General features: G+C 32.0%; 19 protein-coding genes, 1 tRNA gene and 1 pseudogene. 5 read left to right on the top strand and 16 right to left on the bottom strand.

Annotated features, from left to right (window positions below; all coding sequences use genetic code 11):
* The first annotated feature begins 100 nt into the window (after positions 1 to 100).
* A complete protein-coding gene (locus FBF11_RS02520) occupies positions 101 to 391 on the top strand; it encodes a metal-sensing transcriptional repressor (RefSeq protein WP_002872629.1) in 291 nt (96 codons plus the stop codon).
* Positions 392 to 502: 111 nt separating this feature from the next.
* A complete protein-coding gene (locus FBF11_RS02515; protein ID WP_057096864.1) occupies positions 503 to 3,076 on the top strand; it encodes an AAA family ATPase in 2,574 nt (857 codons plus the stop codon).
* A 27-nt stretch (positions 3,077 to 3,103) separates the two neighbouring features.
* Here the strand turns inward: FBF11_RS02515 and FBF11_RS02510 are convergent, their stop codons facing one another.
* Genes FBF11_RS02510 through alaS form a run of 3 tightly spaced genes read right to left on the bottom strand, consistent with a single transcriptional unit; the run spans position 3,104 to position 8,111 of the window.
* Positions 3,104 to 5,035 carry a penicillin-binding protein 1A gene (locus tag FBF11_RS02510; RefSeq protein ID WP_002868054.1) on the bottom strand — a complete coding sequence of 644 codons (1,932 nt, stop codon included), beginning with the start codon at positions 5,033 to 5,035 and terminating at the stop codon, positions 3,104 to 3,106.
* Positions 5,032 to 5,583, bottom strand: a complete 552-nt coding sequence (gene maf, locus FBF11_RS02505) for a septum formation inhibitor Maf (protein WP_002868053.1) — start codon at positions 5,581 to 5,583, stop codon at positions 5,032 to 5,034. Before maf ends, FBF11_RS02510 begins: the two co-directional genes overlap by 4 nt.
* Positions 5,583 to 8,111: an alanine--tRNA ligase gene (alaS, locus tag FBF11_RS02500; RefSeq protein WP_002868052.1), complete on the bottom strand. Its 2,529-nt coding sequence runs from the start codon at positions 8,109 to 8,111 to the stop codon at positions 5,583 to 5,585. The genes maf and alaS overlap by 1 nt, the downstream gene beginning before the upstream one ends.
* 114 nt (positions 8,112 to 8,225) lie before the next feature.
* On the opposite strand from alaS, the gene FBF11_RS02495 reads away from it, so the two are divergent.
* The 3 genes from FBF11_RS02495 to hemH are packed head-to-tail and all read left to right on the top strand — an operon-like array spanning position 8,226 to position 11,078.
* Positions 8,226 to 9,299 (top strand): DegT/DnrJ/EryC1/StrS aminotransferase family protein, encoded by a 1,074-nt coding sequence (locus FBF11_RS02495; protein WP_057042254.1) that lies wholly within the window; start codon positions 8,226 to 8,228, stop codon positions 9,297 to 9,299.
* Between the two features lie 4 nt (positions 9,300 to 9,303).
* Entirely contained in the window at positions 9,304 to 10,170 is an 867-nt protein-coding gene (locus FBF11_RS02490; protein WP_057042255.1) for a Gfo/Idh/MocA family oxidoreductase, read from the top strand.
* Positions 10,167 to 11,078, top strand: coding sequence for a ferrochelatase (gene hemH, locus FBF11_RS02485; RefSeq protein WP_002859048.1), 912 nt, complete (start codon positions 10,167 to 10,169; stop codon positions 11,076 to 11,078). The genes FBF11_RS02490 and hemH overlap by 4 nt, the downstream gene beginning before the upstream one ends.
* Before the next feature lie 59 nt (positions 11,079 to 11,137).
* Here the strand turns inward: hemH and FBF11_RS02480 are convergent, their stop codons facing one another.
* From FBF11_RS02480 to aldA, 13 genes and pseudogenes are all read right to left on the bottom strand, one after another.
* Positions 11,138 to 12,373 (bottom strand): ammonium transporter, encoded by a 1,236-nt coding sequence (locus FBF11_RS02480; RefSeq protein ID WP_002780812.1) that lies wholly within the window; start codon positions 12,371 to 12,373, stop codon positions 11,138 to 11,140.
* A gap of 286 nt (positions 12,374 to 12,659) precedes the next feature.
* Entirely contained in the window at positions 12,660 to 13,658 is a 999-nt protein-coding gene (mnmH, locus tag FBF11_RS02475) for a tRNA 2-selenouridine(34) synthase MnmH (protein ID WP_002854897.1), read from the bottom strand.
* The gene (locus FBF11_RS02470; protein ID WP_002854919.1) at positions 13,648 to 14,133 is read right to left on the bottom strand and encodes an HIT domain-containing protein; all 486 of its coding nucleotides are present in this window, start codon (positions 14,131 to 14,133) and stop codon (positions 13,648 to 13,650) included. The genes mnmH and FBF11_RS02470 overlap by 11 nt, the downstream gene beginning before the upstream one ends.
* A gap of 9 nt (positions 14,134 to 14,142) precedes the next feature.
* Positions 14,143 to 14,919: an indole-3-glycerol phosphate synthase TrpC gene (trpC, locus tag FBF11_RS02465; RefSeq protein WP_002854779.1), complete on the bottom strand. Its 777-nt coding sequence runs from the start codon at positions 14,917 to 14,919 to the stop codon at positions 14,143 to 14,145.
* The gene (locus FBF11_RS02460; protein WP_002899421.1) at positions 14,916 to 16,193 is read right to left on the bottom strand and encodes a hypothetical protein; all 1,278 of its coding nucleotides are present in this window, start codon (positions 16,191 to 16,193) and stop codon (positions 14,916 to 14,918) included. Before FBF11_RS02460 ends, trpC begins: the two co-directional genes overlap by 4 nt.
* Positions 16,166 to 16,540 (bottom strand): YkgJ family cysteine cluster protein, encoded by a 375-nt coding sequence (locus FBF11_RS02455; protein ID WP_002855009.1) that lies wholly within the window; start codon positions 16,538 to 16,540, stop codon positions 16,166 to 16,168. Before FBF11_RS02455 ends, FBF11_RS02460 begins: the two co-directional genes overlap by 28 nt.
* Positions 16,530 to 17,231 (bottom strand): tRNA1(Val) (adenine(37)-N6)-methyltransferase, encoded by a 702-nt coding sequence (locus tag FBF11_RS02450; RefSeq protein WP_002874388.1) that lies wholly within the window; start codon positions 17,229 to 17,231, stop codon positions 16,530 to 16,532. The genes FBF11_RS02455 and FBF11_RS02450 overlap by 11 nt, the downstream gene beginning before the upstream one ends.
* Positions 17,232 to 17,236: 5 nt before the next feature.
* Positions 17,237 to 17,386 carry a hypothetical protein gene (locus FBF11_RS02445; RefSeq protein WP_002854981.1) on the bottom strand — a complete coding sequence of 50 codons (150 nt, stop codon included), beginning with the start codon at positions 17,384 to 17,386 and terminating at the stop codon, positions 17,237 to 17,239.
* A 17-nt stretch (positions 17,387 to 17,403) separates the two neighbouring features.
* Positions 17,404 to 17,480: transfer RNA gene (locus tag FBF11_RS02440), tRNA-Arg, on the bottom strand.
* A gap of 28 nt (positions 17,481 to 17,508) precedes the next feature.
* Positions 17,509 to 19,584 carry an elongation factor G gene (fusA, locus tag FBF11_RS02435; RefSeq protein WP_002797112.1) on the bottom strand — a complete coding sequence of 692 codons (2,076 nt, stop codon included), beginning with the start codon at positions 19,582 to 19,584 and terminating at the stop codon, positions 17,509 to 17,511.
* Positions 19,585 to 19,596: 12 nt separating this feature from the next.
* The gene (rpsG, locus tag FBF11_RS02430; protein ID WP_002779471.1) at positions 19,597 to 20,067 is read right to left on the bottom strand and encodes a 30S ribosomal protein S7; all 471 of its coding nucleotides are present in this window, start codon (positions 20,065 to 20,067) and stop codon (positions 19,597 to 19,599) included.
* 69 nt (positions 20,068 to 20,136) lie between these two features.
* Positions 20,137 to 20,523, bottom strand: coding sequence for a 30S ribosomal protein S12 (gene rpsL, locus FBF11_RS02425; protein ID WP_002782934.1), 387 nt, complete (start codon positions 20,521 to 20,523; stop codon positions 20,137 to 20,139).
* Positions 20,524 to 20,850: 327 nt separating this feature from the next.
* Positions 20,851 to 22,289: pseudogene (gene aldA / locus FBF11_RS02420) on the bottom strand (aldehyde dehydrogenase).
* Positions 22,290 to 22,297: the final 8 nt, after the last annotated feature.

Genomic DNA, 22,297 nt, shown 5'->3' with positions numbered 1-22,297 from the left:
AGTAAATTTTAATAAAAATTACTTAAAACTTCGTAAATAAATTTAAATTCTTAAAAATATGTTAAAATAGACTAAAAATTCCAAAAAGAAAGTTAATACAATGTGCCAAGAAAAACATACTTATACACATTCTCAAAAACATCTTAAAGCAGTTTGCAATCGTCTAAGTAGAACCATAGGGCATTTAAGCGCTATTAAAAGAATGGTTGAAAATGACAAAGACTGTAGTGAAATTTTAATCCAGCTTGCTGCTGTAAAAGCCGAAGTTAACAATACTGCAAAAGTAGTTTTAAAAGAACATTTAGCTCATTGTATGGTACATGCTGTAGAAGAAAATGATATTCAAAGCATAGAAGAGTTAAACAAGGCTATAGATATGTTTATGAAATAATCTAAAATTAGTCATTTGTCCTATTATTTAAAAAATTTTACTCAATTAACTTGACATTATATGACTAAAGTTATATAATAGCAAGTATATAAACCAAATAAAGGATAAAACATGGCAAATATACAAGATTTTTTAACTGATAATATGCTTTCAAACCTTGAAAGTGCAGCATCTTTAGCTATACATTCTAAAAATAATGAAGTTGTACCTTTACATCTTTTATGGGCTTTAAGCGTAGATAATGCAAGTATTTTAAATCAAATTTTAAATAAATTAAATATTTCTAAAGAAGCCTTAGAGCTTGAAATTAAAAGCAGAATTTCAAAACTTACAACGAGTTCAAATGTAAACCGTGAAAATATACGCTTTTCCAATGAACTTATAAATTCATTAGAAAATGCTAAAGGATTAATGAGTGCTAATGGAGATAGTTATTTAAGTGTGGATACTTGGCTTATAAGTGAAAGTCAAAAAAGTCCTATTAAAGAAATTTTGGCGCAATTTTTAGATTTAAGAGAATTTCAAAAAGAGCTTGAAAGTCTAAGAGCGGGACGCAAAATCGATAGCAAAACAAGCGATGAAACCTTAGACAGCTTAAATAAATTTGGTATAGATTTAACCTTAAAAGCAAGCGAGGGTAAACTTGATCCTGTTATAGGCAGAGAAGAAGAAATCGAACGTTTGATGCAAATTTTAATACGCAAAACCAAAAATAACCCTATACTTTTAGGTGAACCAGGCGTAGGAAAAACAGCTATAGTAGAAGCTTTAGCACAAAGAATTATCAAAAAAGATGTTCCAAAATCTTTGCAAAATAAAAAAGTTATCGCTCTTGATATGAGTGCTTTAATTGCAGGTGCAAAATACAGAGGAGAATTCGAAGATAGATTAAAAGCTGTGGTTAATGAAGTGATAAAAAGTGAAAATATCATTCTTTTTATCGATGAAATTCACACTATAGTAGGAGCTGGAGCGAGTGAAGGCAGTATGGATGCGGCAAATATTTTAAAACCCGCTCTTGCAAGAGGTGAACTCCATACCATAGGCGCAACTACTTTAAAAGAATATCGTAAATATTTTGAAAAAGATGCAGCCTTGCAACGCCGTTTTCAACCTGTAAATGTAGGTGAGCCAAGTGTTAATGAGGCTTTGGCTATGTTAAGGGGTATAAAAGAAAAGCTTGAAATTCATCATAATGTAACTATAAATGATAGCGCTTTAGTAGCCGCAGCTAAACTTTCAAAGCGTTATATAGCGGATCGTTTTTTACCTGATAAGGCCATTGATTTAATCGATGAAGCTGCAGCTGAACTGAAAATGCAAATTGAAAGCGAACCAAGTTCTTTAAGAAAAGTACGCAAAGATATAGAAACTTTAGAAGTTGAAAATGAAGCTTTAAAAATGGAAAATGACGAGAAAAATCAAAAAAGACTTGATGAAATCGCAAAAGAACTAGCCAATTTAAAAGAAAAACAAAATGCCTTAAATTCACAGTTTGAAAATGAAAAAAGTGTTTTTGATGGTATAAGTACTAAGAAAAAAGAAATTGATCTGCTTAAAAATGAAGCTTCTTTGGCTAAAGCTAGAGGTGAATTTCAAAAAGCAGCCGAGCTAGAGTATGGAAAAATTCCAAGTCTTGAAAAAGAAGTAGAAATCTTAGAAGATAAATGGAAAAAAATGAGTGAAAATGGAGTTTTACTTAAAAATCAAGTGGATGAGGATTTGGTTGCTGGAATTTTAAGCAAATGGACGGGTATTAGCGTGCAAAAAATGTTAACTTCTGAAAAACAAAAATTCTTAGAAGTGGAAAAACATTTAAAAGAAAGTGTCATAGGACAAGATAAGGCCTTAAGTGCTTTATCTAGAGCCATTAAACGCAATAAAGCAGGACTTAATGCAGACAATAAACCTATAGGAAGCTTTTTATTTTTAGGGCCAACAGGGGTAGGAAAAACACAATCAGCTAAAGCTTTGGCAAAATTTTTATTTGATGATGAAAAAGCAATGATTCGTTTTGATATGAGTGAATTTATGGAAAAACATAGTGTTTCAAGACTCTTAGGTGCACCTCCAGGGTACATAGGACATGAAGAAGGTGGAGAGCTTACTGAAGCTGTGCGAAGAAAACCTTATAGCGTGCTTTTGTTTGATGAAGTTGAAAAAGCGCATAAAGATGTATTTAATGTGCTTTTAGGGATTTTAGATGATGGTAGAGCAACCGATAGCAAAGGTGTAACAGTGGATTTTAAAAATACCATTATCATTTTAACTTCTAATATCGCCTCAAGTGCCATTATGAATTTAAGCGGGAAAGAACAAGAAGATGCGGTAAAAAATGAGTTAAAAAATTTCTTTAAACCTGAGTTTTTAAACCGCTTAGATGATATTATCACCTTTAATCCACTTGGAAAAGATGAAGCTTATGAAATAGTTAAGCTTTTATTTAAAGATTTACAAATGAGCTTAGAAAACAAGGGAATAAAAGCAAGTTTAAGCGAAAATGCAGCCCTTTTAATCGCTAAAGATGGTTTTGACCCTGATTTTGGTGCTAGACCTTTAAGAAGAGCTATTTATGATCTTATAGAAGATAAATTAAGCGATATGATACTTGCTGATGAACTTCATGAAAATGATAGCATTATCATTGATGCAAAAGATGATGAAATAATCATTAAAAAAGCTTAATCATTTTGAAAGTAGATCTTTCTACTTTCAAAATATAATCTCGCTTTCATTAAACTTCATATTTGCTTTTGGTAATGGTGATTTGGTGGTATAATAAGCACTTTCTCCTTTATAATTTCCACGATAAACTCCATTAGGAATGCTAAATTTTCTAGTTGTATCAGGGAATTTTTCTATATATTGAGTTAAAAATTCTCTAAACACAGGAGCAGCTGTTCTAGCCCCACCTTCTGTATAACGCATAGGCTTGTTGTTATCATTTCCATACCAAATGATTGCTTCTATTTCAGGCGTAAGTCCACAAAACCAAGCATCAACACTTTTATTCGTTGTTCCTGTTTTTCCTGCTATTTCTATATCTTTTACTCTTGCATTACGCCCTGTGCCTTTTTCAACAACATTTCTCATCATATCTAAAACCAGAAAACTTTGCGCTTCATCGCTGACTTTACGCTCATTTAAGTTAAATTCCATGATGGTTTTACCGGTCTTATCCTGAACTTGTCTGATAATTTGAGGATCTTTAATCGTACCATAGTTCCCAAACATGGTATAAAATTTCGAATACTCCAAAGGAGAAATACCAAAACTTCCCAATACGATTGATAAATTAGGCGGTATATCTTTAAATCCAAATTCCATTAGCTTAGAGTAAAGAACATCCAGCCCCATATCAAGTGCGAGATTAATGGTAGCTAAATTTCTTGATCTTGTTAAAGCTTCTTTTAAGGTAATTAAACCTAAAAATTTACCCCCTTCATTTTTAGGTTTCCAATCCTCATTATTACCCGCTCCACCTTCAAAAATTCTAGAAATATCAGCAATTTCACTCATAGGCGAATATCCTAAATTAATCGCCACTTGATACACAAAAGGTTTAAAAGAGCTTCCAGGTTGACGCATACTTTGAGTAGCACGGTTATAATTACTTTTTTCATAATCAACCCCGCCTACCAAAGCTAAAACATCACCACTTTGATGATTTACCACGACCATAGCTCCGTTTAAAGTGCTTAAATTTGCATCTTTATCGCGTTTTACTATCTCATCATAACCAAATTTTAAAGCATTTTGCGCCATATTTTGAACATCTAGGTCTATATTTAAAATGATTTTATATCCACCTGTTTTTAAGTCTTTGATATTAGGGCTTAATTGTTTAATCACTTCATCTACAACATAAGGAGCAGCATTTTGAGTAAGCGTATCATCATAAACTTGCGGAATTTCTTTAATGGCTGTATCATAATCTGCTTTTGAAATCCAACCTAGATTATACATTCTTGAAATAACATTATTTGCTCTTGAGATGGAAAGATCTAAATGCTTTGTAGGATCATAACTGCTAGGTGCTTTTGGCATACCTACTAGCATAGCAATCTCTTTAAGGCTTAGTTCATTTAAATTTTTATGAAAATACCCCAAAGCTGCGGTTTTTACTCCATAATACCCATGTCCAAAAAAAATAAAATTTAAATACCTTTCTAAAATTTGCTCTTTAGTTAAAATGGTTTCCATTTTATAAGCAAGCAAAGCTTCGCGAATTTTACGCGTAATAGTTCTTTCAGGGGTTAATTCCGTGTTTTTAATAAATTGCTGGGTAAGAGTGGAAGCTCCTTCCATGGTTTTTCCACCGCTTTTTATGATTTTTACAGCAGCTCTAAAAATGGCGTCGATATTAACTCCATTATGTTCAAAAAAGCTTGTATCTTCTATAGCAACCAAAGCTTCTATAAGGCGTGGAGGAAGCTCTTCATAAGGAGCGTAAAAACGATGTTGTTCAAAAGTATTAGCCACAAGCTTGCCATTTCTATCGTAAATTTGTGTTGTAAGAGGAGGTTTGTATTCTTTAAAAGTATAACCCTCAGTATCAGCACTTGTGAAAAGATAAGCCACATAAATAAATCCAGCTATAAACAAAAGAGTAAAAAATGAAAAAATATATTTTAATATTTTCATAAATAAGCCTTTAAAGTTTGGATATCAAGCCCTAAAGCAGTGCTTAGATTTCCTACTTGTTGGGTGATGAAATTTTGATGAAAACCCTCACACATAATACAACCCGCCTTGCCTTTATAAAGATCATTTTCTACATAATCTCTTAAAGCATTTTCATCAAAATTTTTAAAATAAAGTGTAGTTTTTGAAAGAGAAAAAACTCTTTTTTCAGGTTTTACAAGCAAAAAAGCCGATAAAATACTTGCATACTTTCCATTTTGCAAGGCAAGCATTTCATAAGCTTCTTTTTTACCCTTTGCTTTGGTAAGAATTTTTTCATCTATACAAACTATACTATCTGCAAAAAGCAAATTTTGGTTTTGAAAATCTTTGCCTAAAGTACTTAAAAATTGTCTTTCTTTTTCAAGAACTATTTTTTGAACATATAAAAAAGGTGAAATATTTTTATTTAAATTTTCATCATAATCAAAACTAACTTGCCTAAAATCAATCTTTGCGGTTTTAAGCAAGTTAGCTCTTGAAATGGAACTTGAAGCAAGAATTAACATTAAAGTGCTTTTTCTATCGTTTCTAAGCTTTGTTTTAAAGCTTCATTGATTTTGCTTAAATCTTTTCCACCTGCAGTAGCAAAATCATCTCTTCCGCCACCATTTCCACCTAAAATTTGCGCCGCTTCTTTAACCAAAGCTCCTGCTTTTAAAGGCACATCTTTAACGCCAGCTGCTAAAGTGATTTTTTCATCTTTTACTTGGATAAGTAAAATCACCGCTTTAGCAAATTTGTTTTTAAAATCATCAATCATAGCTTTAATATCACCATTATCTATACGTTTTACGCAAATTTCAACACCTTGGATATTTTTAGAATCAAGCTCGGTTTTACTTGAATTTTTAAGCTCATTTTTTAAACTTAAAATTTCATTTTTAAGCTTTTTAATCCCGCTTAAAATATCATTATTTTTAAGTTCATCTTTTACTTTAGAAAGTTCTTCGAGTTGATTTTTTACAAATTCTAAAGCCGCTTTAGAAACCACAGCTTCAATACGTCTAACTCCAGCACTCACACCACTTTCTTTAACTATGTAAAAACTTCCTATTTGAGCAGTATTTTTAACATGAGTTCCCCCGCAAAGTTCTTTGCTTTCACCTAGAGTTAAAACACGCACATTGCCTTGGTATTTTTCATTAAACAATGCTATAGCACCGCTTTTTTTAGCTTCTTCTAAAGGCATATTTTCTAAGATAGCTTCGCTTGAGTTTATAATCATTTTATTGACTCTTTTTTCAATGCTTTCTAACTCTTCTTTGTTTAAAGCTTTATGATGAGTAAAATCAAATCTTAGTTTATTGCTTTCAACCAAAGATCCTGCTTGGCTTACATGAGAACCTAAAATTTCTCTTAAAGCATGATGTAAAAGATGAGTGGCTGAGTGGTGGCGTGCGATTTGCTCTCTTTTTTCTGTATCGATTCTTGCATGAACTATATCGTTAACTTTTAGTTCTTCGCCTGCTTTTATAAAGCTAAGATTGAGATTAAAAAACTTTTGCGTATCTAAAACTTCACGCTTAGCTATAAATCCACTATCAGCACTTTGCCCCCCACTTGTTGCATAAAAAGGTGTGTTTTCAAGCATCACCCAACCCGCATCTTTAAGGGTGGAAACTTCTTTAAAATCTTCATCTAAAAGGGCTAAAATTTTACTTTCGCATTCTGCTTTTTCATAACCTACGAAATGATTTTCTCCAAATTTTTCAAGTAAGTTTTTAAAATCTCCGCTTGCAGTTTTATCTCCACTTCCTTTCCAAGAAGCCTTAGCGCGTGCTTTTTGCTCATTCATGAAAAGTTCAAATTTTTCTTCATCAACTTTAAGATTTTTTTCTCTTAGCATATCAGCCGTTAAATCAAGCGGAAAACCATAAGTATCATAAAGCTTAAAGGCTACTTCTCCGCTAAAAATTTCTTTAGTGTTTTTAAGCTCTTCATTAAAAATTTCAATCCCATTTTCTATAGTGCTTAAAAATCTTTCTTCTTCAAGGCGAATTTGTTCTTTTACAAAGTCTTTTTTCTCATTAAGATAGGTATAATGTCCGCCCATTAAATCGCACACAATATCAACTAGTTTATACATAAAAGCTTGTTTAAAACCTAGCAAATATCCATGTCTTAAAGCACGACGCAAAATACGACGCAAAACATAACCTCTACCTTCTTTATCAAAACTTACCCCTTGTGCAAGCAAAAATACACTTGATCTTATATGATCAGCTATGACTCTAAAACTTGCTCCGCTTTCATAAACATAAGTTTTATTACAAAGTTTTGAAATTTCATTGATGATTGGCATAAAAAGCGAGCTATCAAAATTGCTAAATTTACCTTCTTTAATCGCTGTTACCCTTTCAAGCCCCATTCCTGTATCAATGCTTGGCTTTGGCAGTGGGCTAAGCACTCCATCAGCACTTCTTTCGTATTGCATAAAAACAAGATTCCAGATTTCTAAAAATCTATCTCCATCTCCGCCCATATAATCTTCGCTTGAGTTAAAATGCTCTTGTCCTTGGTCATAAAAAATCTCACTACAAGGACCACAAGGACCAGTATCGCCCATTTGCCAGAAGTTATCTTTATCGCCAAATTTGTAAATTCTTTCTTTTTGAATGTGTTTTTGCCATAGATTAAAAGCTTCATCATCGTTTTCATGCACGGTTACATAAAGTTTATCTTTAGGTAGTTTTAAAACTTCAGTTACAAATTCCCAAGCATAAGCTATGGCTTGTTCTTTAAAATAATCTCCAAAACTAAAATTCCCAAGCATTTCAAAAAAAGTATGATGGCGTGCGGTATATCCTACATTATCTAAGTCATTGTGCTTTCCACCTGCTCTTATACAAGTTTGACAGCTTGTTTTGCGTGGAGGGTTTGGGCGTGGAATTTCTCCTGTAAATATACTTTTAAAAGGCACCATGCCCGCATTGGTAAAAAGTAAAGTTGCATCATCAGGAACTAAAGGACTTGACGGGGTTATCTCATGTCCTTTTGATGCAAAAAAATCCAAATAAGCTTTTCTAATATCCATGAATTTTCCTAAAGAAATTTTTATAAAAACATATCATACCAAAATTACTTTAAATTAAGTAAAACTAAAATACAATAAACATTTTTATTTAATTTTATTTCTCTAAGGTTTTTTATGAATTTTATCAATCTTCAAGCCCAATATCTCGCATACAAAGATGAAATCAATGCTGAAATTGAAAGCGTTTTATCAAGCTCTTCTTTCATAGGCGGTGCAAAGCTTAACGAATTTGAGCAAAATTTAACTCATTTCTTAGGTGTTAAACACGCTATAGGTTGCTCAAGTGGAACTAGTGCTTTATACCTTGCCTTAAGAGTCTTAGATATTGGTAAAGATGATGAAGTTATAGTGCCTAGTTTTACTTTCATAGCAACAGCTGAAGTTGTGGCCTTGGTAGGTGCAAAACCTGTTTTTGTAGATATAAATTTATCAAATTACAATCTTGATTTTAAAGCAGTGCAAAAAGCAATAACTCCAAAAACTAAAGCTGTTATAGCAGTGAGTATGTTTGGACAAATGAGTGATTTAAGGGCTTTAGAAGAAATTTTAAAAGATAAAAATATCACTTTGATCGAAGATGGTGCACAAAGTTTTGGCGCAAGTTTCAAAGGAGAAAAATCCTGCTCTATAGCTAAAATTTCATGCACAAGCTTTTTTCCTTCGAAGCCTTTGGGAGCTTATGGCGATGGCGGGGCTATTTTTTGCCATGATGATGAAATTGCTAAAAAAATAAGAATTTTACTCAATCACGGACAAACTCAGCGTTATAAACATGAATTTATAGGTATAAATGGACGCCTTGACACCTTACAAGCAGCGATTTTAAATGTTAAGTTAAAATACCTAGAAAAAGAATTAGACAAAAGACAAAAATTAGCACAAATTTATAATGCAAATTTAAAAAACTGCCAAATTCCACAAATTAATCCAAATGCTTTTAGTGCTTATGCACAATACAGCGTTTTAGTTGAAGATAGAGCTAGTGTATTGCAAAAATTTGAAAAAGCTAATATACCTTATGCTATACACTATCCAACCCCTTTGCATAAACAACCTTGCTTTAGTGAGTTTTCAAATTTAGAACTTAAAAATTCAGAATACGCAAGCGAACACATCTTATCTTTGCCTTTTTCACCTTTTTTAAGTGAAGAAGAGCAAGAGCAAGTTATTTGTATTTTTAAAGATTGATTCCATGAAAATAGGTATCATAGGCCTTGGAAAAATGGGGCAAAACCACTTAAATGAACTTAGTAAAAATTCTCATTTTAAACTTAATGCACTTTTTGATCTTTGCAAAAATCCAAACCTAAATATTTTTGATGATATTTTTTATGATGATTTGGATAAATTTTTAAATCAAAATAATGATATTATCATCATAGCAACACCTACAAATTCACATTTAACAATAGCAAAAAAAGTTTTTAAACAATGCAAATGCGTTTTAATCGAAAAGCCTTTAGCTCTAAATTTAAAAGAAATAGACGAAATTTCAAATTTAGCTAAAGAATACAGCATAAAAGTAGGTGTAGGTTTTTGCGAAAGATTTAATCCTGCGGTTTTAGCCCTAAAAAAAGAGCTTGAAAATGAAGAAATTATCAGCATTAACATACAAAGATTTTCACCCTACCCACAAAGAATCAGCGATGTAGGGATTTTGCAAGATTTGGCTGTGCATGATCTTGATTTGCTTTGTTTTTTAAGCAAACAAGAAATAACAAAAACCAATTTGCTTAAAAAATACACCCAAGATCAAACAAGAGAAAGTGAAAGCATTATTCTATGTAAGCTTGAAAAATGTATTGCTAGCATACATCAAAGTTGGAATAGCACACAAAAACTAAGAAAAATTCATCTTATTACTAAAAATCATTTTTATGAAGCCAATTTAAATGACTTTTCTTTATTAAAAGATGGAAATCTTATAGAACTTACTCAACAAAGTCCACTTTTTTCAGAACACGAAGCTTTGTTAAAACTTATCGATAATCAACCCAATCATTTAGCCAGCACGAGCGATGCTTACAAAGTTCAAGAAATTTTAGAAAGGTTTGCGTGAAATTAGTTTTATTTTTAAATATGGGCGGAGCTACGAATTTACAAGATTGTGAAGTTTTTTTAAAAAATATGTTTAATGATCCTTATATTTTAGGAATCAAAAATCGATTTTTAAGAAAATTTGTAGCATGGATCATAACAAAGGCTCGCGTTAAAGCCATGCAAGAAAACTATAAAAAAATGGGCGGAAAATCCCCTTTAAACGAACTTACTCAAAGCCTGTGTGACAAGCTTAATTTAAAACAAGATGAATTTAAATTTGATTTTGTAAATCTTTATGTTCCTCCTTTTGCCACAGAAATTTTGCAAAAATACACTTTAAATGCAAGTGATGAAATCATTCTTTTTCCACTTTATCCGCACCATTCTTGCACCACAGTAACTTCATCTTTAGAAGTTCTGCAAAATGAAATTTCAAAGCAAAAAATTCAAGCAAAAGTAAAAACTATAGATATTTTTTACAAAAATGAGCTTTATAACGAGATGATAGTTTCGCACATTTTGGCTAAAAAAAGTAAATTTGATGCCAAAATTTTGATTTTTTCAGCGCATTCTTTACCACAAAGCATTATTGATAAAGGTGATTTATATGAAAAGCATGTAAATGATCATGTAGAAATTTTAAAAGAAAAGCTAAAAGATCATTTTGATGAATTTATTTTAGCTTATCAGTCTAAACTAGGCCCTGTAAAATGGCTTGAACCAAATACAAGCGATGTTTTGGCAAATTTAAACGATAAAGCTCTGATTTACCCTATTTCTTTTTGCATTGATTGTTCTGAAACGATTTTTGAGCTAGGTATGGAGTATAAACATTTAGCAAAGTGCGATTATGATTTAATCACTTGCCCAAATGATAGTGATGAATTTATCCACTTTATTTTAAAGTATTTGTCTGATTTTAATTAAGAATGATTTTGAAGTCCTTGTTTATGATTACAAGGACTTTTTAGTAAAAATTTAGCCAACTAAGCTAAAGTATAAGCTTTTTCTCCGTGCAAACTCACATCTAAGCCTTTTTGCTCTACTTCTTCTTTTACTCTTAAGTCTGTAAAACAAGAGATAATCTTAAAAATAACAAAGCTTATAAGAGCTGACAAAACCACACAAATCACAATAGCAAAAATTTGCTCTTTTAAAAGTTCCAAACTTCCGCTGATAAAAAATCCCTCGCCAAGTGCATTTTGGGCAATCACATTAGGATTTACTTTAGCACTTGCAAAAAGCCCTGTGGCAATTCCTCCCCAAATACCTCCGATTCCATGTAAAGAAAAGGCATCTAAAGAATCATCCCATTTGAGTTTGTATTTAATAAAACTTAAACCAAAATAACAAAACACAGAAGACAAAGTCCCTATAACAAGAGAAGCATAAATATCTACATAACCGCAAGCTGGAGTAATTCCCACAAGCCCTGCTACAAGCCCACTAAGTCCACCTAAAATAGTCGGTTTTTTATGGATGAGCCACTCAAGTACCACCCAAGATAAAAAGCCGCAAGCTGCTGATATAATACTTACTATAAAAGCATTGATAGCAATATCATTCATTTCGCCAGCACTTCCAGCATTAAAACCTAACCATCCTATAAAAAGCAAAATCGCACCTAAGAAAGCATAAGGAATAGAATGCGCGTTTTTATCCTCATCATCACTTTTTCTAGCGCCTACCATCAAAGCTCCTACAAGTCCAGCAACCCCAGAGCTAATATGCACAACACCGCCCCCAGCAAAATCAAGACTTCCTCTTTTAAGCAAAAATCCCTCACTGCTCCAAATCATATGTGCTAACACATCATAAACTAAAGTACTCCAAAAAAGTAGAAATATCACCAAAACACCCAGTTTAATTCTTCCCACCAAAGAGCCTGTTATGATGGCAGATGCAATAAGTGCAAACATCATTTGAAAAATCACAAAAAGAATATTTGGAACGCCTGAAGCGTTGTATCCGCTAATACCCTCTAAGAGGAAATTCTCGAAATTTCCTACAAGCCCAAGTCCTTCATCTTTACCAAAAGAAAGACTAAATCCAAGCACTACCCATTGTAAAGTAATAACACCAAAAACAATAAAGCAATTCATTATAGTATTAAGAGTATTTTTACTTCTTACCATACCTGAATAAAACATTGCCAAAGCTGGAGTCATAAGCAAAACTAGCAAAGTACACAACACAATAAAACTTGAATTTATCGCATTCATTTACCTGTCCTTTCTTACAAAAATTTAATTGCGAGATAATTATATTTAAAATGATTTAAAAAAATATAAATTTAAGAAATATTTTATATATTTTTTTTATCAAAATTTATTTTTTTATCTTAAATTACTATAAATAGGTATTTTAAAAAATATTTTACTTCTCTATAATTCAAAATTACTAGCATTAAAATAAAAATTTGAGCCAAGTTAAAAAACAACAAAGATAAAAAGGATTATTACAAGATAATGAAGAAAAAATTTGATTATTTAATAAAATTATCTGATATTAAAAAAGTAATTGTGCTTTAAAATGATCTAAAAGCTCTTCTTTAGCTTTTAAAATATCATCAGTATTTAACTCAAGATCAATCTTATCTGGTTTTTTATAAGTTTTATCATAATACTCCAAAAGCATAACAATAAGCTTTTGCCATTCTTTTCTCTCATAACTTTGAAGCAAATCTTGGCGTAAATTTAAGCTGATATAAGGACTGATTTTTTGCACACATTGTTGAAATTTCAAAGGAGTCATTTTTTCTTGATAAATTTTTTGTATTCTTCTAACGCGATTTTCCAAAGAACAAAAACAATAAATTTTAAAAGCCTTTTGCATTTTTTCATAAAATTTCAAAGGTAAGATAATATCCCCTATTTTGCGACTTTCGCTTTCTATGAAAGCAAAATTTTCTAAATTTTGAATATTGTGAAAAAGTTCTGCTTCAAAAGCTTTTTGCGTAGGTTGTTTTCCTAAAATATCACCAAAAGACGAGCCTAAATGATTTGCCATTTTTTCTAAATTTATAGCTTGTGGGAGTTGTTCTAAAAGCTCTGTTTTTCCACAACCTGTATTACCACAAAGAGCAAAAAAATCAAAATTTATTTCATTTTCGAAATAATGCGTTACAAAAGTTCTATAAGCTTTAAACCCACCTTTTAAACGCACCACCCTAAAGCCAAGCTCACTTAAAATCACTGCGATAGACTTTGAACGCAAACCCCCACGAGAACAATAAATCCCCACCTTTTCTCCTATGCGAAAATTTTGAGTGATTTCTAATATATGCTTAGCGGTATTTTGACAAATATAACTCGCACCCATAGCCTTAGCTAAAGCTTGATTTTTCTTATAAATTGTTCCTATTTCTTGATATTCTTCATCATTGAGTGCATAAAAATTTAAAGCTCCTATCAAGTGAGAATGCAAAAATTCTCTAGGGCTTCTTGCATCGATTAAAAAAGAGAAATTTTCTTTTTGAAACTCTACAAATTCAACTTCACTGAGCATTTTTAAAAGCCAAAACAAGTTTTTGATAAACTTGCTCTATATTAGTGCCACAAACCCTAGTTTCTCCTATGGTTGTGATAAAATTTGTATCTCCTGACCAGCGTGGCACTAGATGATAATGACAATGAAAAGCTATGCCAGCTCCTGCATCCTTGCTTAAATTCATACCGATATTCACTCCATTTGCATGAATTTGCTCTTTTAAAATTTTTACCCCCAAACGCACAAAATAACTCATTTCTTGCCAAATTTCATCACTTAAATTTTCTATATGCTCTTCATGTATATAAGGAATCACCATAAAATGCCCTGCAGAATAAGGATAGCGGTTCATCACTCCAAAACAATGCTTTGCTCTAAAAATCACGCCTAATTCTTCATCGCTTTTGATCTTATTAGCACAATCACAAAATGGACAAATGCTTTTTTCTTTTTCAAAATACTCACTCCGCCATGGTGCATACAAATACTGCATTTTCCCTCCTTAAAGCAAAGCTTTTAAAGCCTTTCCTTCATCTTTTTCGCGCATAAAATATTCGCCGATTAAAAAAGCATCAACGCCTAAATTTTGCAAATGCTCTAAAAATTCTTTATTTTCTAAACCACTTTCTGCGATGATGATTTTTGAATTTGGGATTTGTGGGATAAGTTTTTCGCACAAACTCATATCCATAGTAAAATCCTCTAAATTACGATGATTAATACCAATGATATCCGCTCCAGCAAAAATAGCCTTACTCAAATCCTCTTTATCATGAATTTCAACCAAAGCCTCAAGACCTAAATGTCTTGCAAACTCAAGCAGTTTTTTAAGCTCTTTCATGCTTAGCATTTTAGCGATTAATAATACAAAATCCGCCCCATAAACCAAAGCTTCTAAAATTTGATACTCATCAAAGATAAAATCTTTTCTAAGTAAAGGAATTTGCGTATAACGGCGTATAAGACTTAGGTATTCTAAAGAACCTTTAAAAAAATGCGGCTCAGTTAAAACAGAAATCGCCGCAGCTTTGTTCTTCTCATAATTTAAAGCGATACTCAAAGGATCAAAGTCTTCTCTAATGACTCCCTTGCTAGGGCTTGCTTTTTTTACTTCTGCTATGATTTTAACTTCTTTTTCTACTCTTTTTAAAGCCTTAATCACATCTTTTGGAAAGAAAGGATTTGAAGCTAAAGAACGCCCTAGCATATCATAAGGAAGTTTTAGTTTGCGTTCTTTTAAATCTTCTTTTGTTTTTTCAAAAATTTTATCCAATATCATGGTTTTATACACGCCTTTATCGCTTTTATATGAACTTTGCTCTCATTAGAATTTGCAAATTCTTTATCATCTAATGTTTGTTTTAAAATTTCCCATGCTTGCTTACAATCGCCTAGTTTATAATACCCCCAAGCTAAAGAATCTAAATAATACAAATTCTGTGGATCTTTTTCTAAGGCAAGTTTCACAAGCTCTATACCTTTTTTAACATCTAAATCATAATCTATAAGCAAATATCCATAGTAGTTTAAATACAAAGCATTGCTATCTTTATCGATAGCCTGTTCGAATTTTTCTTTTACAGAATCAATTACTTTTGGAGTGATTTTTTTAGCTTCATTTGCAGCTTCAAATTCAAAAACTGCCGCTCGTAGAAGATATTCTTTATTTTTTGTTTTATGATAAAGAGCTAAACTCATTTTTTTAGCATCATCAAAGCGTTTTAAATTCTGATACAAAGCGAGTTTAATGTCATCATCTAAATCATACTGCAAAGAAATTTTTAAAGCTTCTTCTGTTTTGCCTTGAGAATTTAAAAGCTCAACTAAAGCCAATACAAAACTTTTATTTTTGGTAAGTTGATAAAGCTCTTTATATATACTTTTTAAAGCTTCGATATTTTTTTCATCAAAATAAATTTTAGCAAGCAAGACGCAAGTTTTGAGAGTGCAACCATTGGTTTTTCTTGAAAATTCTAATACACTTTTAATATTTAAAATATCATTCAAAATCGCATAAATTCCTATGAGTTTAAATAAAATTTCTTCATTTTGCACTTGATTATAAGCAGATCTATAGTATTTTGTAGCATTTTTTAAATCATTTTTTTTAACCAAAATATCTCCGTAAAGCTCTAAATTTCTAGGATCGCTATCCTTTTTTGTTAAAAGCTCTTTCATAAGTTTTTGAGCATTGTTGATATCATTTGAATTTAAAGCATAAAGAACACTAAGCCGCCTAAGATTGTCATTTTGATTTAAATAAGGCTTTGCTAGATTATTTAACTCTGCTTGCCTGTCAAGATTGTTTGCTAAAGAAAGTAAAAATGCATTTTCTAAAAAATTAGTATTATTATAATCTTGATAAAGACTTAAAAATTCATCTCTGGCTTCTTTGTATTGTTTATAATACTCATAATTATAAGCCTTCATAACCCTTAAATCAAAATCATTGCTTTTATATTTTGTATAATCAGGATAAACAACATTGATTTTTGAACTTCCACAAGCTGCCAAAAAAAAGGCTGCTAAGACAAATAACAAATACCTATACATTCTTTTTCTAATTCCTTTTGATGTGTTTTAAAATATTCCCAAAATGGAAAAGTTCTGCATTGTTTTGGACGAAAATCGTAGATACTACAATTTCTTTTTTGAGTATCAAAAAAAATGCAAGCAAAGCCATCTTCACATTCGACTTCCTTAAAACTCATTTTAAAGCCCACCTTTCTCAAGTATTTTTCAGCAAATTCTTTGCTTTCTAAATTTAAATGCTTTCTTAATGCTTCTAATTCTTCCTTGCTCGCAAAAATATTGCCACTTTCTCCAGTGCAACACTTTCCACCGCATTTCTCACAAGCATTTTCATCAAAAGCATAAGAAAAATTTTTATCAAATATCATAACTTTTTAACCTAAATCTTAAGTGAATTTCTTGCATTTGTTTGCTTAAAAATTCATTTTCATATACAAAAAAAGGAGGTAAAATCTCACAAGGCGATTTTGAACCTTTTTTTACCTGTATCAAAACAAGTCTTGCTTTTTTGCTTTGATATGTATGTACAAAGCAAAGCTTTGTTATTTTCATTTTCATATCTTTTAAAATAAAACAAATTTCATCTAAAGCTAAAGCTTCATAGCAAAAATACAAAGTACCATTTGGCTTAAGCATAGAATTTGTTTTAGCTAAAAAGCTATGCAAGGGTAAAAATTCCTGAAATTTACTTATAGCTTTATGCTGATCTTCACTCTTGTAAGCTCCTTGTCTATAAAATGGAGGATTGCAAACTATGAAGTCAAATTTTTTTATGATTTGAAATTGATTAAAATCATCATGAAAAATATCGCCTTGTATTTTGTTGGATTTTAAATTTTTTTCAATCAATTCTATATTTTCTTTTTGAATATCAATCAAAGATAAACTTAAATTTGCAATATTTTTTTTAAGTAAAATACCTATGATACCACAGCCCGCACCTACATCAAAAACAGCGCCTTTAATTCCTTGTTTTAAAATAAAATCAGCTAAAATTAAAGAATCACTATTGTAACGATACCCTTGTGATAATTGTGCTAGCGTAATCAGATCTGACATATATTTTAATGCGTTGGAATTTTAATGCGTTTTGGAGATTGTTCTTTAAATATATTTCGTTCTTTTGTTATATTATTATCTTCTTTAAAATTTACTGGGCTTTGTGCTGCCAAAAAAGAAATTACAAAAGTTATAAAAAAAGCAATTTTTATCATAATAACACCCCATAAAATGGTGTCCACGGCGAGATTCGAACTCACGGCCTCAAAATTAGGAATTTTGCGCTCTATCCTGCTGAGCTACGAGGACAGAAAGCGGGAAAAATCCCGCTAAAAATTTAACCGTTTCTTTTTTTGATGATTTCATCCGCAACATTTTTAGGAACTTCATCATAGTGATCAAATTCCATAGAATAAGTCGCACGACCTTGAGTTTGACTTCTAAGATCAGTAGAATAACCAAACATTTCAGCCAAAGGACAAAATGCTGTGATGATTTTATTTCCACCACGCTCATCCATGCTATTTACTTGACCACGGCGTTTGTTAAGATCTCCAATAACATCACCCATGTAATCTTCAGGAGTTTCTACTTCAACTTTCATCATAGGCTCTAAGATCACAGCACCTGCTTTTCTAGCACCTTCTTTAAAGCCCATAGAAGCAGCAAGTTTAAACGCCATCTCAGATGAATCCACCTCGTGATAACTTCCATCATAAACAGTTACTTTAACATCTTCCACAGGATAACCTGCTAAAACACCATTTTGTAATGCTTCTTGAACACCTTTATCAACTGCAGGAATGTATTCTTTTGGAATTACTCCACCTTTGATATCATTAACAAATTCATATCCACTACCTGGCTCAAGTGGTTCAAGGCGTAAGAATACATGTCCATACTGACCACGACCACCTGATTGTTTAGCGTATTTGTATTCTTGTTCAACAGTTTTTCTAATAGTTTCGCGATAAGCAACTTGTGGTTGACCTACTTCAGCTTCAACTTTAAATTCACGAAGCATTCTATCAACGATAATTTCAAGGTGTAACTCACCCATACCTGAAATGATAGTTTGGCCACTTTCTTCATCTGTAGAAACTCTAAAACTTGGATCTTCTTGTGCTAATTTATTTAAAGCAATAGACATTTTTTCTTGATCTGCTTTAGTTTTTGGCTCAACTGCAACAGAAATAACTGGATCTGGAAAATCCATTCTTTCAAGGATTACCTTATCTTTTTCACTTACAAGAGTATCCCCTGTTAAAGTATCTTTAAGTCCTACAACAGCACCAATTTCGCCTGCGTAAAGCACTTTAATCTCTTCTCTTTTGTTAGAGTGCATTTTTAACAAACGACCAATTCTTTCTTTTTTATCTTTAGTTGAGTTATAAGCATAAGAACCACTTTCTAAACAACCGCGATAAACACGCACGAAAGTAAGTTGTCCTACAAATGGATCTGTCATAATTTTAAATGCAAGTCCTGCAAACTCGCCATCATCAGTTGATTTTACAGAAACTTCTGTGCCATCTTCATATTCACCCTTGATATTTGCCACTTCATCAGGAGCTGGTAAATAAGCCACAACAGCATCAAGTAAAGGTTGAACCCCTTTATTTTTAAACGCTGTACCGCAAAGCATAGGAACGATAGAAAGACTTAAACATCCTGCTTTAATCCCTGTTTTAATCTCTTCAAGGCTTAATTCTTCTCCGCCTAAATATTTTTCCATCAACTCATCTGAAGTTTCAGAAACTGCTTCTATCATTTTTGTGCGATATTCTTCTGCCTTTTCTTTAAGTTCAGCTGGAATTTCTTTTTCTACATAATCCGTTGGCTTAGTATCATCTTCCCAAACTAAAGCTTTCATAGTTACAAGATCGATTACGCCTTTAAAATTATCCTCAGCACCGATTGGAATTTGAAGTGGAACTGGATTAGCTTTTAAACGGTTGCGAATTTGATCTTCTACATTGTAGAAATTTGCACCGATTCTATCCATTTTGTTTACAAATACTATTCTTGGAACACCATATTTATTTGCTTGTCTCCAAACTGTTTCACTTTGAGGCTGCACCCCACCCACTGAACAAAATACCGCAACAGCACCATCAAGAACACGCATAGATCTTTCAACTTCAATTGTAAAATCCACGTGGCCTGGAGTGTCAATAAGATTGATTTGATGATCTTTCCAAAAACAAGTTGTAGCCGCAGAAGTGATAGTAATCCCGCGCTCTTTCTCTTGTTCCATCCAGTCCATAGTTGCAGCACCATCATGAACTTCACCGATTTTATGACTCATACCTGTAAAGAAAAGAATTCTTTCAGATGTAGTCGTTTTACCCGCATCAATGTGAGCAGCAATACCGATATTTCTAACTTTTTTTAAAGGAGTACTTCTTGACATACACACTCCTTCTTACCAACGATAGTGAGCAAATGCTTTATTTGCTTCAGCCATTTTATAAGTATCTTCTTTCTTCTTAAATGAAGCACCTTTGCTATTTGCTGCATCTAAAAGCTCAGCTGCAAGTTTATCAATCATAGTTCTTTCGCTTCTTTTTCTTGCAAAAGAAATAATCCAACGAATCGCCAAAGCTTGTTGTCTAGCAGGACGAACTTCAACTGGAACTTGATAAGTTGCACCACCTACACGACGAGATTTTACTTCTAATAAAGGCTTAATATTTTCAATCGCATCATTAAAAATATCAATACCTTTTTTCTCGCCACCTTTTTTATCAATAGCTTCCAAAGCACCATACATAATTGTTGTAGCTGTGCTTTTTTTACCATCATACATTAAAGAATTAATAAATTTTGTGATTACTTTATTACCATAAATCGGATCAGGCAAGACTTCTCTTACCGGAGCTTTTCTTCTTCTCATTATTTTTCCTTCAAATTTTAAATTTTACTCAAACAAAATCAAATCTAACGGATTTGTCTGTATGAATGATTATTTTGCAGCGCCTGCTTTAGGACGTTTAGCACCATATTTAGAACGAGAAACTGTTCTTTTTGCAACACCTGCTGTATCAAGAGCACCACGAACGATGTGATATTTAACCCCTGGTAAGTCTTTTACCCTACCACCACGCACTAAAACAATGCTGTGTTCTTGCAAGTTATGACCTTCACCGCCGATATAGCTGATCACTTCAAAGCCACTAGTAAGTCTTACTTTGGCAACTTTTCTTAACGCTGAGTTTGGTTTTTTAGGTGTTGTAGTATAAACCCTAGTGCAAACTCCCCTTCTTTGTGGACAATTTTTAAGCGCTGGAGATTTAGATTTTTCTAAAACTTTTTTGCGCTCTTTTCTAACCAATTGATTTATGGTAGGCACAATAATTCCTTTCTTTAAAAATGTAATAAACTTTGGATGATATCTAAAATTTACTTACAAAAATATAAACTAGAAATAATTTAAATGCTTTTAAAAATTTTTATAAAATAAACCTACATAATTTACATTAATATTTATAAAACATAAACTAATTTTTAATTATTGTTTTACTTATAAAAATAATCTTACTCATTTTAGACAAAATGAAAAATTCCAAAATTGATTTTAAGAAATTACTAAAAAAGTGTTTAATCCATAGTTATAAAGCATCATACTTGATTCCAAGATTATAATAACTCCTATCTAAAAATTTAGATAGGATAAAAATCATTGTTTATTAGTATTATACTGCAAATATACCACATGGGTAGCTAAATATTCTTCAAGACCATGTTTTCCATCAGCTCCGCCTATGCCACTTTTTCTAAAGCCTGCATGAAAACCTTGCATAGCCTCAAAATTTTCACGATTAATATAAGTTTCACCAAATTTAATTTCTCTGCTAGCTCTCATTGCTATATCTAAATTTTGTGTATAAATAGAACTTGTAAGACCATATTCACAATCATTTGCCATATCAATAGCTTCATCAAGTGTATCAAATTTAGCAATAGGCAAAATGGGAGCAAAAATTTCTTTTTGCATAATTTCATCCTCATGCTTAACATTAATAAGAACACTTGCAGGAAAATAATACCCACTTGTATCAGTGATTTTTCCACCGCATTCCACAACTGCTCCTTTAGCTGTAGCTCTTTGAAGCATTGCTAAAGCATTATCAACCCCTGCTTGATTGACCAATGGTCCCATATCAAAATCACCTTTTAAGGTATTTCCAACACTTACCTTACTCATGGCTTTTACAAATTTATCTACAAATTCATCATAAATGCTTGTATGCACATAAGCTCTTTCGGCACAATTACAAACTTGTCCGTTATTGCAAATTCTACTTGCTTTAATCGCTTCTACTGCCAAATCAATATCCGCATCTTTACACACTATAGCAGGAGCTTTTCCGCCAAGTTCTAAAGAAACCTTTATGATATTTTTAGCTGCAGCTTCCATTACTCTAGCCCCTGCTTCAACACTTCCTGTAAGACTTACCATGCCTATATTTTCATTGCTTGATAATTCATATCCTACTACACTACCTTTACCTGCAACCAAATTAAACACACCTTTTGGTAAAGAACTTTGCGAAACAAGTTTTACAAATTCAAAAGCATTGTTTGGAGTTTCACTACTTGGCTTTATCACTATGGTATTTCCTGTTAGTAAAGCAGGTGCCATCTTCCTTGCGATTAAGAAAAATGGAAAATTCCAAGGTAAAATTCCACCAATTACCCCAATAGCACTTTTATATAAATATATATGCTCATTAGCTCTATCGCTTTGTATGATTTCACCTTCATATCTTCTAGCCCATTCGGCCGTATAATCCATATAATCTGCTGTAAAATTAACCTCTATGCTAGCCAAAACTCTGGTTTTTCCTTGCTCTTGCATTAAAATTTCTGTTAAGAAATTAGCATTTTTGCGTATTAACTAGCTATTTCTTTTAAATGATTTGCTCTTTCAATCGCTGGTTTAGCCTCCCAAACTTTTTGTGCTTTTTTGGCTGCTTCAATCGCTCTTTTAGTATCTTCTAAAGAAGCGCTAGCTACTCTTGAAATCACTTCTTTGGTAGCTGGATTTAAAACTTCGATAAATTCTCCATTATGTGGGATAAACTTTCCATCAATATAATTTAAATAAGTTGTCATTTTTTCTC

This window comes from Campylobacter sp. CFSAN093224 (assembly GCF_012897395.1).
Classification (GTDB): domain Bacteria; phylum Campylobacterota; class Campylobacteria; order Campylobacterales; family Campylobacteraceae; genus Campylobacter_D; species Campylobacter_D jejuni.
Note: the sequence above shows the minus strand (reverse complement) of the source record. Positions and strands in the feature narration are given on the sequence as shown.